A 15,080-nucleotide genomic window follows, 5' to 3' on the forward strand; every position below is an offset into this window, starting at 1 on the left:
TGCGATGGCGCGTTTTGAATCGTTAGCTAACTGGCTGACCTGGCAAGAGCAATTTCACCCCCGGCCAATAGACTTGGGTTTGGAGCGCGTGGCAGAGGTTTTTTGCCAGCTAGATCTCAAGCCAACAAAAATTCCGACTATTACGGTGGCTGGTACCAATGGCAAGGGCTCTTGTGTTGCCTATCTAGAGTCCATTTACCTGGCTCAGGGCTATAAAGTCGGCGCTTATACTTCACCGCATATTTTGCATTATAACGAACGGATTCGGATTAACGGACAACCGGTTTCGGATGCTGCCATTTGCGCCGCTTTTGCGCATATAGATACTGTGCGAAATGAAACCAGCTTAAGTTATTTCGAATTTGCGACACTGGCAGCATTAGAAATTTTCAGCCAGGAACAGGTTGATATCAGAATTTTAGAAGTGGGATTAGGCGGTCGTCTGGATGCGGTAAATATCGTCAATCCAGATGCCGCCATAGTCAGCACCATCGCCATTGATCACGTGGACTGGCTAGGTCATACCAAAGAAGCCATTGGTCGCGAAAAGGCTGGGATTTTTCGCAAAGCTATTCCGGCAATTATTGGTGACACCCAGCCCCCCGCTTCTTTACTAGAAACAGCTGCAGCCCTACAAGCCAATGTGTTGCAAATCGGTGATGCCTTTGTTTATGAAAAACAGGCCCATGGCTGGAATTGGACTGCTGATCAACTAAAACTCTCCGCACTGCCTGATCCGGTATTGAAAGGCGAGCATCAGTATCGTAATGCATCAGCCGTGCTGATGGCTGTCATGAGCTTGCAGAAGGTTTTGCCGGTTGATGAGTGGGCCATACATCAGGGCTTGCAACAAGCAAAATTACAGGGCCGTTTTCAGTTAATTACCGGAGTTAAGCCTATTTTGCTGGATGTGGGTCATAATCCACAGGCAGCAGAGACTTTGGTAGATTATTTACAGACATATTTTCCCACGGTGAAAATTCATGCGGTTTTTGCCATGATGAAAGACAAGGATATACCCGGAGTGTTGGCGAAGATGCAAGACTGCGTGGCGCAATGGTATTTAGCGCCGCTAACAAACCCACGCGCTGCTCCAGAAGAATTATTAATTAGTTATTTTCAGCAACTAGACATAAAAAATGTGAATCGTGATTATGCCGATTTTGCCGCAGCTTTTAATGACGCCCGCTGCAAGGCATTGCCCGGCGAGATGATTTTAATTTTCGGTTCCTTTTTTTTAGTGTCTGAATATTTATCTCAATTTGCATAGAGGTGATACACATGGATCAAGAATTAAAACAGCGATTAATCGGTGCAGCAGTGATAACTGCCTTAGCGACTATTTTCATTCCCATGCTTTTCGACGATCCGATCGATGAATCCGGCAAAAACATCAGCGAATTGAAAATGCCGGCCTTACCCAGCAAGGCGCAGGATGTTGAAATCATGCCTTTACCGGAAAAGGTAGAAGATGTCGGCACACTAACCCCGGAACAACAACCTGCGGCACCCACCGATAATACATTTGATGAAGGGGATGACGAAGCCGCTATGGAAGCGCCTCCAGCAAAAAATCTCCAAATAACTGCAAAGGAAACCACAATCACTCCGCCAGCAGCCAAGTGGGTTGAAGCTGAAGAAGATGTGCCTGCCGCCGAACCCATTCCAGTAAAACCCCAACCCGTTGTAGCAGCTAAGCCAATAGTACAGCCTGCCGCCAAGGTTGAAAGCGCAGCAAAAACCAGCAAACCCGTGGTTAGTGAGCCAGCCAGTAAACCTGAATTAGCCGCAAAAAATGCCGAGACCCGATTGTACTTAAACGTTGGCACTTTCAGTCAACAAGCCAATGCAGTCGGATTACATGACAGTTTGAAGGAAAAAGGTTTTGCCGTTTCCATCAAAGAAATTACCGGCGAAAAAGGCAAGGCTTATAAAGTCAGAGTCGGCCCCATGATGAACAAAGCCACTGCTCAGTCGGTGAAATCCAAACTGTCGCAAATTAATGTGAATAGTTTTGTGACAGGTGATGAGTAAAAACCTTAACCCCCTCGCACTGAACTGGAGCATGTGGGATGCATTGGCTTTAGATAAAATGATATGGATAGATTATTCCATTGCCTGTCTAGTGATGGTGTCTGCTCTGATAGGCTTGTTTAGAGGTTTTATCAAAGAAGCTTTTGCCTTACTGATATGGATAGTTGCTATTGGCGTCGGTATGCACTACTGCCGAGATTTTGCGATTTTGCTGCAAGACAGCATTAGCTACCCATCGGCCCGTATCGCTGTTGCTTTCGCAATTTTGTTTTTCATGACTCTGTTACTGGGCAGCTTAATCAGTTTTATATTGAACCAACTGATTGAAAAAACCGGCTTAACCGGTACCGACCGCTTGTTGGGCATGCTGTTTGGCGTTATTAGAGGCGCCGTATTAGTGGCGTTACTGGTGATGCTGGCTGGCATCACCCCATTACCGGAAGATCCCTGGTGGAAACAATCATTATTGATTCCACCCTTTCAATCTCTCGCCATCTGGCTGAAAGATCACATCCCGTCGGATTTGACGGGCTACATCCATTTTCGTTAGCTATTTAGGTTTGTTATGTGTGGTATTGCCGCGATTGTTTCCAATCAAAATGTCAACCAGGATTTATACGATGCCTTGACGGTATTGCAACATAGGGGGCAGGACGCCGCAGGCATTGCAACCTGCGAGGGGTCACGCCTGCATTTACTCAAAGATAACGGTCTGACACGTGACGTATTTTCTAGCCGGGAAATGTTGAAACTGCAAGGTAACATGGGTATTGCGCATGTCAGATACCCTACTGCAGGCTGTACCAGTTTAGAGGAAGCGCAACCGTTTTATGTCAACTCGCCATTTGGTTTGGCCTTGGCGCACAATGGCAATCTAACCAATACCGAAGAGTTGAAAATTCAGGTATTTGTCGATGATCAACGACACATCAATACCGATTCAGACTCAGAAGTATTACTGAATGTGTTTGCGCACGAATTGCAACAGGCCGGCAAACTAACCTTGACTATCGAGGATGTATTTAAAGCCGTTGGTGCTGTACATAAACGTTGTCGAGGAGCCTACGCAGTAGTGATTATGATCGCCGGCTTCGGTATTCTGGGTTTTCGTGATCCTCATGGTATTCGGCCGATTGTATTTGGCGAACGAAAAAATGAAGACGGCAGCAAAGACTTTATGATAGCCTCGGAAAGTGTAGCTCTGGATGTACTGGATTTTAGATTAATGCGGGATATTGCCCCTGGTGAAGCTGTATTTATTGAAGCGTCAGGCAAATTGCACACCAAACAATGCGCAGAAAAAACCAATCATTGCCCGTGTATTTTTGAATACGTTTATTTTGCCAGACCGGACTCTATCATCGATAACATTTCGGTTTACAAAGCCAGAATGCGAATGGGGAAAAAACTGGCGAAAAAGATTCAGAAAGACTGGTCTAATAACGATATCGACGTGGTAATCCCTATCCCGGATACCAGCAGAACGTCCGCATTACAGATTGCCCATGAATTAGGGGTCAAGTTTCGCGAAGGTTTCATGAAAAATCGCTATATCGGCCGAACATTCATCATGCCAGGTCAGACCATGCGTAAAAAATCGGTCAAACAAAAACTGAATGCTATTTCATTGGAATTTTGTGGCAAAAATGTATTACTGGTGGATGACTCGGTGGTACGTGGAACGACTTCGGAACAGATTATCCAAATGGCGCGTGATGCTGGCGCTAAAAAAGTATATTTCGCCTCTGCAGCGCCTCCAGTCCGTTATCCCAATGTTTACGGCATAGACATGCCGGCCGCGCATGAGTTAATAGCCCATGGCCGCACCGAACTGGAAGTCTGTAAAGCCATCGGTGCCGACAAGTTGATTTATCAGGACCTGGATGATTTGATCGATGCCGTAGGCAAAGGAAATCCGAATATCAAACAATTCGACACCTCGTGTTTCAGTCATGAATACATCACAGGTGATATTGATGATGAGTATTTAGCCCGCATCGAGGCCTTACGCAATGATGGCGCTCAAGAACAAAGAAATGCCGCGCATAAAACTGCGCATAAATAGCAGGAATCACGATGACCGATTTTGACTGGCAGGATTACGCCGCAGAAACCCAAGCTATTCGAGCTGGATACCAACGTAGCCACGAAGATGAAAATAGTATCCCCATCTTTGCTACCTCAAGTTATGTCTTCGAATCGGCAGAACAGGCTGCCTTGCGCTTCACCGGCAAACAACCCGGCAATGTCTATTCACGCTTCACCAATCCTACCGTGAGTGCTTTTCAAACACGCCTGGCTCTGCTGGAACAAGGCGAGAGTTGCCTGGCGTTTTCATCCGGCATGGCTGCCATCATGGCAGTCGGCATGGCTTTGTTAAAGTCCGGCGACCATGTGGTTTGTTCACGTAGCGTGTTTGGCAATACTGTGCTGACGTTTCAAAATTATTTTGGCAAATTCGGCGTCAGCACCGATTTTGTCAGTCTCACCGACCCCGCTGCCTGGGAGGCGGCAATCAAGCCCAACACGCGATTTTTGTTTTTGGAAACACCTTCCAATCCAATGATCGAGATTGCCGACATTCAAGCATTAGCCGATATTGCTCATCGTCACGACTGTTTGCTGATAGTTGACAACTGTTTCTGCACACCGATACTGCAAAAACCGCTGCTTTTGGGCGCGGATTTAGTGGTACATTCGGCAACTAAATTTATCGACGGTCATGGCCGTTGTGTCGGCGGTGCAGTGGTCGGCAGCGAAGAATTGATCGACAAACAGATTTATCCATATTTACGTACAGGTGGCGCCTGCATGAGTCCCTTTAACGCTTGGGCATTTTTGTCCGGCCTGGAAACCCTGGCTTTGCGGATGCAAGCTCATTGCGACAGCGCGTTTGAATTAGCCAAATGGTTGGAAAAACAGCCTGCGGTAGCAAAAGTACATTATCCCGGCTTAGCATCCCATGCCCAGCACGAACTGGCCAAACGCCAACAAAGCCATTTTGGTGCGGTAGTTAGTTTTGAATTAAAAGGTGGCAAAGATCAAGCCTGGCGCTTAATTGATGCAACCCGTATGCTGTCGATTACGGCTAATTTAGGTGATGTTAAAACCAGCATCACCCACCCTGCAACGACCACGCATGGTCGCTTAAGTGCAGAAGCCCGCGCGGAAGCCGGCATCAATGATAATCTGGTCAGAATATCCGTTGGCCTGGAAAATATAGAAGACATCAAGACTGATTTATTGCGAGGTTTGTAGGGGTGGAAGGATGGAATTTGCCAAAAACTTGCTTTCCGATAATGTAAAGGTACTGAAAAGTCAGGTTTCAAAAACCGCTTATCAGGGGGTAGCCATTGCTATGGCCAGCATCATTGTCGCTACCTTGGGCGTCTGCTTTTATCAGACTAGCGGCATTTCCCTGGAAGGCTTGGCAAAAGCGCAATCAGAAAATTACGGCTTATGGATGTTGGATAGCATACCGTTTATATTCGGTTTTTGGGGGCAATATTCCAGTTCCATCATCGCTTATCAGGCCGGCGCGATGGTTTTTGATCAAACCCAGGAATTACGCTCAAGGGCTGAGATAATGGAGAAACAGGCCAATTATTCCGCCACCCATGACATTGCCACCGATTTACCCAATCGGGCTTTGTTTTATGATCGTGTTGAACAAGCCATCCTGTCAGCCAATAATCAAAACAAAATGCTGTCGATTTTGCTAGTGGAGTTTGCCAATTTCAAAGAGGTATATGACACGCTGGGACGCAATAGCAGCGACTTGATCCTGAAGCAAATCGCCACCCGTTTGCAGAATGTGGTTCTAGGCACTGACAGTGTAGCGCGCATTGACGGCAATATTTTCAGTTTATTAGTGCCGGCTACCGATAAAGAAAATGCTGGCCTACTTCTGGCCAAAAATGTGCAATTGGCACTAGACCCATCCTTTAAAGTCGAACGCTTAAATCTTGCTATACACAACAATATCGGGATAGTAAATTTTCCCGAGCACGGTGAAGATGTGGATACGTTGGTGCAAAAAGCCGGGGTGGCCTTGTTTATGGCGGCAAAATCTCACGAAGGCTATGAGGTATATACACCCTCCTTCGATGATCATAGCCCTAGGCGTTTAACATTAATGAGTGAATTACGCCAAGCCATCGAAAGAGAGCAGTTACATCTTTACTATCAACCCAAGATTTCGCTCAAATCCGGCCAATTATATGGTGCAGAAGCCCTTGTGCGCTGGCATCATCCCCGGCATGGTTTTATTTCCCCGGATGAATTCATTCCGATGGCGGAAAGAACCCGGGTGATCAAGCATTTGACCTTATGGGCACTGAAAAAAACCTTTAGGCAATGTGCCGATTGGCACAACCAGGGTTTGTCATTAATCGTCTCAGTCAATTTGTCCACCAGAGACTTACACGACCCCGAACTGCCCGATATTATTGCCGGTATTGCAGCATCAACCGGCATCAACCCCGGCTGGATGATGTTGGAAATCACTGAAAGCTCTATCATGACAGACCCAGAAAGAAGTCTGGATATTATTCAGCGATTACATGAGATGGGTTACCAGTTATCTATCGATGACTTTGGCACCGGTTATTCCTCATTGGCGTATCTGAAAAAAATGCCCTTGACTGAACTTAAAATCGATAAATCTTTTGTCAGTGACGTTCTGCAAAGTGAGAACGACGCTGTTATCGTCAAAGCCACTATCAACCTGGCGCACAATCTGGGGCTAAAAGTGACTGCAGAAGGCGTTGAAAGTAAACAGATTTTTGATTTATTAAATAGCTATGACTGCGATATTGCCCAAGGCTATTTTTTCAGTAAACCGATCTCTATCGATGCATTTAATCTTTGGATGCAAAATCATGCGGCAGCAAACAGGCAAAATCCTGATCCTAGTTGAGGGATTAACTGTTTTATCTGCAGCCTAAAAAACCATCCGTTTCACAAAAAAAAAAGCCGGACGATTTCACCTGCCGAAATTCTCTGCACGAATATTCTACCGATACAACATCCAGCTTTATAATAATTAGGGTTACGGCGCTAACCCCCTGACACTAAAACCACTCAATATTTAACAGGCGAATAACTCAATGTTTCAAAAACTCTATGACCGCGTCATACTCTGGTCCAAACACCGTCATGCGGTAAAATTTCTTGTTGCCTTGAGTTTTGCCGAATCGTCGTTTTTTCCAGTACCACCCGATGTGATGCTGGCTCCTATGGCATTGGCGCAACCCACCAAAGCTTTCCGCTTTGCACTCTGGACCACACTAGCCTCAGTGTTGGGCGGTATGTTTGGTTATGCCATCGGCTTTTTCCTGTTTGACAGCCTGGAGCCTTGGTTAAAAAACTCACATTACTGGGATGCTTACCAACAAGCCAACGCCTGGTTCAACGAATGGGGGTTCTGGGCTGTTTTTGTCGCCGGGTTTTCCCCCATTCCCTACAAAGTATTTACCATTGCGGCTGGCACACTAAACATGACTTTGTTGCCGTTTGTACTGGCATCAGTCATCGGTCGTGGCGGACGTTTTTTTCTGGTAGCCATGTTGATTGCTGCTGGTGGCGAACGTCTGGAGTCAAAACTACGCGAATACATGGATCGTTTGGGCTGGGGATTAGTCGCCATTATCGTAGCCGGTGGCCTGATTTACCATTTCATGCACTAATACCATTACCCCTTAACAGGGTATTAAGGCGTATCATCGCCGCTTATGATCAAACTCATGACGACTGCTAGCGAAAAAGCCAAGGAAATCTGATGCTAAATTCTGCTCGACCAAATTCTATTTCTACACCCTGCCCTAACCATTTCAACTCGTCCTGGCGTTCAGACATGCTGGCCGGTTTTCTGGTTTTTCTGATCGCATTACCTTTGTCGCTGGGAGTTGCGGTTGCCTCCGGGTTTCCGCCCATGGCCGGCATCATCAGTGCCATTATTGGCGGTTTACTGGTGTCACGCATTAATGGCTCTACCCTCACCATTACCGGTCCTGCAGCCGGCTTGATTGTAGTGATATTTGCCTCAGTTCAGAATTTAGGTCAGGGTGATATGCTGTCAGGCTATCGTTATACGCTGGCTGCAATTGTGGTTTCCGGCTTATTGCAAATACTCTTAGGCCATTACAAGGCTGGGCGGTTAGCGGCATTTTTTCCGGCCTCGGTGGTTCATGGCATGCTGGCAGCGATTGGCATTATTATCATGACTAAACAATTGCCAGTGATGATGGGATTGCATGTTGAAAGTAGCAGCAATATGCTAGTCAACATTCTGCAACTGCCGCAAGTTCAAGCTTTTTTTACCCCCAGAATTGGCCTGATTGCTTTATTGGCTTTGTGTATTCTGATCGAATGGCCAAAACTGCAACATCCTTTACTCAAAAGAATTCCAGCTCCACTACTGGTGATTATTTCCGGTATAGGCATGGGCTACTGGTGTGATTTAAGCCATTTTCAGCCTGATGCCTTGTTCAATCTGCCAGAAACCATCAATATTAATGGCCCGTTTTTAGTATCGATACCCGACAGCCTGTTAGCCAGTATTGTCTTCCCCGATTTTTCTAAAGTTGCCAGTTTGGCATTTTGGGAGAGTGTTATTGCAATCGGCCTGGTCGGCAGCCTGGAAACCCTGCTCAGCAGCGCCGCAGTCGATAAGCTGGACCCGGAAAAGCGCTATTCCGATTTAAATCGGGATCTACAGGCTATCGGTATCGGCAACACCCTGGCCGGCATGATCGGTGGCTTGCCTATGATAGCCGAGATCGTCCGTAGCTCCGCAAACATTGAATACGGCGCACGTACTGGCTGGGCTAACTTCTTCCACGGCGGCTTTCTATTGTTATTTGTGATTTTGTTTCCGCAGATTATCAACAGTATTCCGCTGGCTTCACTGGCTACCTTATTGGTGTATACCGGTTTCCGCCTGGCCTCTCCGCAATCTTTCGCCAAAACCCTGGATTTAGGCAAGGAACAGTTATTGATCTTTGTTATCACGATCATCAGTATTCTGGCTAGCAACTTACTCGTTGGTGTCATGCTGGGCATTTTGGCAAAATTGCTGATTCACCTTTTTCGTGGCGTGTCGCTGAAAAACATGCTGTGTATCTCCTATCACCTGCATCAGCAAGCAAAAGACACTTATCAAGTCACCATCAGTGGTTCAGCCATTTTTTCCAATTTTATTGCCTTAAAAAGCGAATTAGCCACCTTGGAAACAGGCAAAACAGTATTGTTTGATTTGACTGATATCTACTTAATTGATCATACAGTGATGGATTTCATCGAAGCTTATCGTGACAATTACATCGAACAGGGTGGCCGTTGCGAAATTCATGGCCTCAGTGAGCACAAAGCGTATGCCGAACACCCATTGGCAGCTCGCATAAATAAACGCGACCTATAAGACAAGCAGCAATGGTGTAGACTGTTTTTTGCCATCCTGATTGAGCCATTGCATGATTACTCTTTGGGTTCTGCATGCCATACGCCTGATTCCAAATGAACCAAAAACAGTCTGCCGATATAGTAAACCAACATTCCGGATACCGCCGGCCGCAGCAAAAGTACTGCGGGAGTATGCAAAACAGGCGCATAACCCTTGATAAATCTCATCAAATAGCGGCTAATCCAGCCTGAATGCGCACCACCCAGGATGGCAGCCACCAGTATTTTTGTTTGCTGGTCGGAAAATGAAACTGCATATATCCGACATAAATCCCTCAGCAATTTCACCAACAATCCACCCATCAGCATTTGATCAGACAACCTAGCCAATGGTATTAAACCAATACCGCCTACTATGACGGCGTGCTTTTTGATAATGCGCTGCGCCTTTAAACCCTGGGCGGACAATTGTTTTTTGCGTGGCAATTGTTTAGGCCTGAACAATGGAATTTGCCCTGTAGTCATGTCATCTAAGTCAGCCATGTCCGTTCCTTTTCAAAGTTTAAATTTGTTTGGCAGCTAGATTCTATACTAATAAGAAACAGCAAAGCTCACTTATTGACGGCTGACTTTTTACTCGACGGCGTTAGCTTTTTGCTGTTACAAAAGACATCTGAATTCACATTAATTAAATCCTATGCAAGCAAAATCATCTGCTCTATTCACTGTTCTGTTAGTTTCCATAGCATCTGCAAACGCTGCAGACAGCATAGACAACTGCCTTGAAAAGGCCAATACGCAACTTGAAATTAATCTTTGTGACAACGATGAACAATCGTTAGCTGACAAAGAGCTCAATCAAATATATCAAGCCGTACTTAAGCAGCACCAGAACAACAAAAAATTCATCGAAAAACTCAAAAACTCACAGCGGGCCTGGCTGAAATGGCGAGATGCCGAAATGGAAGCTATATTCCCGGAAAAAGATCAACCAGGATATTACGGCAGCAGTTTTGCTGGTTGCTGGGCCAATCAACTCGCCTTACTAACCCGCGAACGTAGCCGACAACTAAAGATTTGGCTGGAAGGTATCGAGGAAGGTGATATCTGCTCTGGCTCTTACCCCATTAAGCAATAATTCGCTATGTCCTCACCAACTCAGAAGAAGAAGAAGAAGTTTGACAGTAAAAAATCCAACACATAGACTGATCAAACAATCATAAACCGGATACTCGTTAAGCTACCCAATACCCGCCAACTGGCGCAGCTCGTCAAACAATAACAAGGAGGCTGCCATGCATTCATTGCACAGCGAACTATTTTTCATTGCCTTAGCAGCTGCTCTGGCGCCCTTGCTGACACAAATACCTAAAAGTTTTCGCATGCCAGTGCTGGTAGCCGAAATTTTGCTGGGCATGCTGATCGGTCCGCATATCTTTAATTTGGTTTCTACCGATGGTCTGGTAGTGTTATTAGGCGAATTAGGACTGACATACCTATTATTCATGGTGGGATTGGAAATTGATCTGGACGAACTACACGGCAAGCCATTAAATCTGGCCATCAGCGGCTGGTTGCTATCGTTTATTATAGCCATGCTGTTTATGTATATTTTTCACTCCATTGGCTTAATCACAGCACCGCCCATACTGGCTGCTGTAGCTGTATCGACTACCGCATTAGGCATAGTAGCGCCTATTCTGCGAGAAGCCGGCACCTTGAATAGCTCTTTTGGCAAATTATTATTGCCTGCAGCAGCCATGGGCGAATTCGGTCCATTGATGGTGATTTCCTTTTTGTTAATCCCTACACACAGTTCGGTGTGGCATACCTTATTGATGCTGGCATTTGTGTGCACCACTGTTTTGTTAGTCGATATGGCAATCCGTGTGCGCTCATCCCGCTGGATGGATCTGATTTCTCAAACCATGAAGAAAGGCGGTCAGTTTCCCGTGCGTATCTGCATCGCGGTTCAAGCCATGTTAGTGGCCTTGGCGGCAACCTTCGGCATTAATATCGTAATCGGTGCATTTGCCGCTGGTTTAGTGGTCAATCTCTCCATGCGAGGTGAAGGTGGGGAGGTACTAAGACAAAAGCTCGATGCTATCGGTTATGGTTTTTTAATCCCAATGTTTTTTATTGTGGCTGGCGTTCGGTTTGACATCAGTGCATTATGGGCCAGCCCTTTGGTGCCGGTACAAATCATCTGTTTATTAGGCTTGCTTTTATTAGTTCGCGGAGTACCGGTCCTGCTTTACAACAAATTACTTTCGGCTGAAGAAAAAATACCCTTTGCCTTTTATTCCGCAACCGGCCTGCCGTTGATAGTGATTATTTCGGAAATCGGTGTTTCCTCAGGCTTGATGTCAGCGGATCGCGGTGCAGTATTGGTATGTACCGGGATGATCTCGGTTTTATTGTTCCCGATTCTGGCACATCGATTTATTGAAGAGGCTAAACAAAAAATCTCAATAGAACCATCAGACGATACAACAAACTGAATACCGCCGAATTTGGCCGAATGTTTTTCATTTTCAAGGTGTAAAAAGGGGTGCATCAACCCATCGTTTTGGCACGGCCACAAGCCCTGATGTGAGCGAAATCGAGCTATGCTCTTGATTTCGCTCCTGCAGCCTGCTTACCGACAATAAGCATCGTTCAACACAAAAAACGTACCCGACTGCTCTTTGCCCTATCGACTACATTGTAAAAATCAATTCACTTTTTTAGTGTATTGCCCTTCACGCAGTTTATCTTCATATTCCTGGATAATGTTTTCCATTTCCACACTCTGAAATTGCAAAATAGGTTCGTCTTGCAGCATAGCTGAAAAAGTGCCTTTATTTTGATACTTTTCTAAAAGCTCTTGCGCCGATTGATATAGTTTCACATTGTGCTGATCACAAGTCTGCAACTGCTGTTCCGTAGCTTCTTGGCTAGCTTTCAATTGGGCAAACGAATTACTGAGTTCGCTTTTATCCTGATCGAGTTTTTTGTATTTTTCGATGACTTCAAGAAGCTTGGCATGCGTTTCGTCTAAACGACCACGCACCGCCCCCCCACTTGTCTTTTCAGCAGACAATTCAGAGCTCAATTGTTCTTTATCTATTACAGCTTGCGAATGTTCGGTTTTCAACTTATCCAACTCCGCCACCAATTTTACGTTTTCGCTTACTAATTTCTCCCGCTCAGTGGTGAGACTTTTAACCATAGATTGTAATTTTAAAATGGCACCATTATTCTGACTAGCATCGCGTGGCGCTGCAATTACCTCATTCGACACAACAAATAGGGCAAAGATAAATATAAAGCATCGCCATGAGCTAATCCTTGTACACCCAGTCCATTGGTTAATCAGCCTAACTTTGTGCTTCACCACATCGCAAGGCTGCAGATCTTGTAGCGAATTAGCGCCCAAATTGACATTTTCAACCACCCTAAGAAACATACGACCCCCTTAGAATTTGGTATTCAAGTCGAGTTGCAGCACGTCAACACCATAAGTAGGTCCAGTGATGACATCTGCAGTGAGCCAACGCCCGGTAAGCCAGACATTTTTCATCAAACCGTAGTTGCCACCAATAAACCAACCTTTTGCATTTGTGCCGCCAAGATGAAAATCTGAATCCGTAAAGGCATCCAATACTGCGTCGCGTTCTACATATTTGTAAGCGGCGAAAACACTCCAGTGACCAGGACGCTCGACAACTGGCCAACCATAATCTACACGCACCTGCCAGGCATCTGTTTCCGGAGCGACTACAGCCCCACTTAGCAACTGACTGATACCATTTTCATCATAACCCACGTTTTTAGCATAATCACCACTAAACCTTAAATGGTGTGGCGCAAAATTAGCCATTTCATAGGATAAATTTGCATTAATTATGTTGTAATCAGAAGCAAGCCCCACCATTCCTGCATACTGACCTGGATTAGATTGTGTACCCTCTCGACAAATTGGGGCTAGAGTGTTGCCCCCTTGAATATACTCAGGCATGGATGCAGTATTCGCAAAACTATTTAAGTCACACGTTCCTACACCGTTTGCAGCTCGGTTTTGATTCGCTTCTACGTGGACATAATCGTAGTATGCAACCGCAGCTTTTAATGTATTTTGGTTGTCAAAGCCCCAATCCACGCCAGCCTGACCACCGAATAACCATTTATCATCCGTACGGAACGACTCTTGTAGTGGGAAAGCCCCAGCCGTCATAAATAACGATCTCGGCGCTGCACCCGCAATTGCCAAGCCATCAGTATCCTGCAAGTTATAGCTATAAGTACCTGCAAAACCCTCAAATGATAAATCCGTATCCCATACCAGCTCGCTGCCACCAGTGAATTCGCCACCTCCGGTATACCAAGGGTTTTTAATGCGCCCCCCCATCAGATTTAGCCATTTGAATTTACGGTCATCAACCAGTTGATACTGTAAATAAGCCCTATCAACGTTAAATTCATATTTTTGATTGTAATTACCCATAGTTTGATTGGTGGACACTGGGTCACGTTGATTACCCGTTGCCAAGCGCACCCCAGCCTTTAAGCCATCGGTAATATCCACATCTAGACCCAGGCGTAACCGCTGACGAAACAATTGTTCATTTTCTGTCGTATTAATTAAAGCATTTTGACCTGCATTAGTAACACCGCCAGCAGCATTCACCGCCATGGCGTCGAAATAAAATGGCTGTGAAATATTATTTTGAATATTATCCGAGGCCATAAGGTCGCTCTGAGAGCGCAATCTCATATCGCCCGACAACTTGAATCGCTTGGTCCACTCAGGTAATGCATTCGGCAAACCCCATTGCTCGTTCTTGGCTTTTGCCATCACGTCACCAACGACTTCTTCACGCAAATCTGTTCGCACTTGCTGCCGAATTTCATCTTTCACAAAATCAGGCACGTAGGCAACTCTTACTTCATCTGCAGGCACCGCGTCTTTAACGCTGGCAGTTGCTTTGGCTTCAGCAACTTGTTGCACGGCTTCGACCTCGGCCTGTTTGATCATCTCATTGGCAGCTTGATCAGTAATAACACCTTGTTTGACCAATTGCTTGATCAAATTAGTGGTGGTATTACGCAGCTTGAGTAATTCTTCCTTTTCACCGGCCTGTACTGTGCCGATCAGCCCGGATAGCAGCAACGCTATCAGCTGTGTTTTATTCGCCATTTGTTTACCTGTTCGATGATTAAATGCGTGAAGTAATCTTTAATTTGATGGGTTGCTGCATGCCTGGTGGCGGTACTTCTGCTACCCGAGTTAATTTATTTAAGGTGCGCGTTAAAATATCGTCAATTTCAGCGTCGTTACTGCCTCTGTGTAACTCAATCCGTTCAACAGAACCATCCGATTTCAACCAAATTTTGACAATGGCCGTATAACCTTTACGGCGCAGTTCATCGCGACCGCTCAACAAATTGACCAGCTGATTTTTAACGATGCCGCCATACCAAGCATACGGATTTCCACCACCGAATAAGCCGGTACCACCTTTACGCGCAACCAAACCGAAACCATCACTACCAGCGGATCCTTCCGCATCAAGACCTAAATCTCTAGCGGGTGCCTCATCCGGGGTATCTGGCAGTGGTTCGGGCTCTGGCTCCGGTTCTTCAATCTTTTCTATCTCCGGCTC

General features: G+C 45.7%; 14 protein-coding genes. 10 read left to right on the top strand and 4 right to left on the bottom strand.

Annotated elements, in window-relative coordinates; translation table 11 throughout:
- Positions 1 to 4: 4 nt before the first annotated feature.
- The 8 genes from folC to A1359_RS16590 all read left to right on the top strand — a co-directional run bounded on the left by folC (position 5) and on the right by A1359_RS16590 (position 9,454).
- A complete protein-coding gene (folC, locus tag A1359_RS16555) occupies positions 5 to 1,270 on the top strand; it encodes a bifunctional tetrahydrofolate synthase/dihydrofolate synthase (RefSeq protein ID WP_066985680.1) in 1,266 nt (421 codons plus the stop codon).
- A gap of 11 nt (positions 1,271 to 1,281) precedes the next feature.
- Complete coding sequence (locus tag A1359_RS16560) at positions 1,282 to 2,034, top strand: SPOR domain-containing protein (RefSeq protein WP_066985683.1); 753 nt, start codon at positions 1,282 to 1,284, stop codon at positions 2,032 to 2,034.
- Complete coding sequence (locus A1359_RS16565; RefSeq protein ID WP_232322332.1) at positions 2,027 to 2,584, top strand: CvpA family protein; 558 nt, start codon at positions 2,027 to 2,029, stop codon at positions 2,582 to 2,584. The genes A1359_RS16560 and A1359_RS16565 overlap by 8 nt, the downstream gene beginning before the upstream one ends.
- Before the next feature lie 15 nt (positions 2,585 to 2,599).
- Positions 2,600 to 4,099 (top strand): amidophosphoribosyltransferase, encoded by a 1,500-nt coding sequence (purF, locus tag A1359_RS16570; protein WP_066985686.1) that lies wholly within the window; start codon positions 2,600 to 2,602, stop codon positions 4,097 to 4,099.
- A gap of 11 nt (positions 4,100 to 4,110) precedes the next feature.
- Positions 4,111 to 5,292 (top strand): O-succinylhomoserine sulfhydrylase, encoded by a 1,182-nt coding sequence (locus A1359_RS16575; protein ID WP_066985689.1) that lies wholly within the window; start codon positions 4,111 to 4,113, stop codon positions 5,290 to 5,292.
- Positions 5,293 to 5,302: 10 nt separating this feature from the next.
- A complete protein-coding gene (locus A1359_RS16580; protein ID WP_066985692.1) occupies positions 5,303 to 6,952 on the top strand; it encodes a putative bifunctional diguanylate cyclase/phosphodiesterase in 1,650 nt (549 codons plus the stop codon).
- Positions 6,953 to 7,142: 190 nt separating this feature from the next.
- A complete protein-coding gene (locus A1359_RS16585; RefSeq protein WP_066985694.1) occupies positions 7,143 to 7,721 on the top strand; it encodes a YqaA family protein in 579 nt (192 codons plus the stop codon).
- A gap of 92 nt (positions 7,722 to 7,813) precedes the next feature.
- Positions 7,814 to 9,454: a SulP family inorganic anion transporter gene (locus A1359_RS16590; protein ID WP_066985697.1), complete on the top strand. Its 1,641-nt coding sequence runs from the start codon at positions 7,814 to 7,816 to the stop codon at positions 9,452 to 9,454.
- A gap of 56 nt (positions 9,455 to 9,510) precedes the next feature.
- Here the strand turns inward: A1359_RS16590 and A1359_RS16595 are convergent, their stop codons facing one another.
- Positions 9,511 to 9,978 carry a hypothetical protein gene (locus A1359_RS16595; protein WP_066985699.1) on the bottom strand — a complete coding sequence of 156 codons (468 nt, stop codon included), beginning with the start codon at positions 9,976 to 9,978 and terminating at the stop codon, positions 9,511 to 9,513.
- Between the two features lie 154 nt (positions 9,979 to 10,132).
- On the opposite strand from A1359_RS16595, the gene A1359_RS16600 reads away from it, so the two are divergent.
- Together A1359_RS16600 and A1359_RS16605 are read left to right on the top strand one after the other, a co-directional pair.
- Positions 10,133 to 10,573, top strand: coding sequence for a lysozyme inhibitor LprI family protein (locus tag A1359_RS16600; RefSeq protein ID WP_083960699.1), 441 nt, complete (start codon positions 10,133 to 10,135; stop codon positions 10,571 to 10,573).
- A gap of 157 nt (positions 10,574 to 10,730) precedes the next feature.
- Complete coding sequence (locus A1359_RS16605) at positions 10,731 to 11,936, top strand: cation:proton antiporter (RefSeq protein WP_066985702.1); 1,206 nt, start codon at positions 10,731 to 10,733, stop codon at positions 11,934 to 11,936.
- 212 nt (positions 11,937 to 12,148) lie between these two features.
- On the opposite strand, the gene A1359_RS16610 is transcribed toward A1359_RS16605, so the two are convergent.
- From A1359_RS16610 to A1359_RS16620, 3 genes are all read right to left on the bottom strand, one after another.
- Positions 12,149 to 12,718, bottom strand: coding sequence for a hypothetical protein (locus tag A1359_RS16610; protein ID WP_157200586.1), 570 nt, complete (start codon positions 12,716 to 12,718; stop codon positions 12,149 to 12,151).
- 174 nt (positions 12,719 to 12,892) lie between these two features.
- Positions 12,893 to 14,614, bottom strand: a complete 1,722-nt coding sequence (locus A1359_RS16615; RefSeq protein ID WP_066985708.1) for a putative porin — start codon at positions 14,612 to 14,614, stop codon at positions 12,893 to 12,895.
- Between the two features lie 19 nt (positions 14,615 to 14,633).
- Positions 14,634 to 15,080 (bottom strand): TonB C-terminal domain-containing protein (locus A1359_RS16620; RefSeq protein WP_066985713.1); only part of this gene is annotated, 447 nt, incomplete at its 5' end.

This window comes from Methylomonas lenta (genome assembly GCF_001644015.1).
GTDB classification, from domain to species: domain Bacteria; phylum Pseudomonadota; class Gammaproteobacteria; order Methylococcales; family Methylomonadaceae; genus Methylomonas; species Methylomonas lenta.